Source organism: Oleiphilus sp. HI0066 (assembly GCF_001635725.1).
Genome location: NZ_LWFH01001742.1, coordinates 1 through 710, shown reverse-complemented (window position 1 = coordinate 710; position 710 = coordinate 1). Strand labels below are relative to the sequence as shown.

Below are 710 nucleotides of genomic sequence, written 5' to 3'. Positions count from 1 at the left end.
CAAACTCGTAGCAAAAGCGCCTGGCATTAAATTGAAATGAAGCGTCAACGCATCATCATCAAAACTCCAGGAAAAATTCTCAGCTGGCATTCTATATGGCCGCCTAGCTAAGGTCATTCTATTCTTATGCAATCCTCGCACTAGTTCAGGATATTGTGCAAAAAACGCATTTTCTTCGTCCGTTTTAGGCGCGAGCCCTGGCGCATCATCTCCGTACAAAGGACCATCCGAGGCGACAAGCCAGGTCCCGTCTTGTACTTTATCCGCCAACATAATATTAAACAGATAGGAACGCACAGCCGATAGGTAAAACGATCTTTGCGAACGAGAGACTTTTATTTCGCCGGCAAACCAACGCTTAGCACGCTCTAAATTTTGATTATCACGCCCGAAGCGCTGAACACCAAAGTAATTAGGAAATCCATGCTCACGTATATATTCAAGACCAGACAATAAATCAGCAGTTTGCGAAACTCCGCGAACGACTAATCGAAAATAATTGCCGACATGTTCACCACGACGAAGTTTTTTATTATGCCTAGCAAGCTCAACTAACCGAACACCCTCAATTCCGCTAAGATCTATCGAATCAAACTGGCGATTACGCACATACACACTAAACCACTGACGAGTGACCGCCCAACGATCTTTCATGCCCGAATAACTGACATCCATTGGTTTAACGCCAAAATAATGCGCTAACTGCTTCG

Annotated in this window: 1 protein-coding gene; it reads right to left on the bottom strand. The window is 44.5% G+C overall.

Annotated features, from left to right (window positions below):
• Window positions 1-710: tRNA pseudouridine(13) synthase TruD (gene truD, locus A3738_RS27150; protein ID WP_068763985.1), on the bottom strand; the 710-nt coding region annotated here is incomplete at both ends.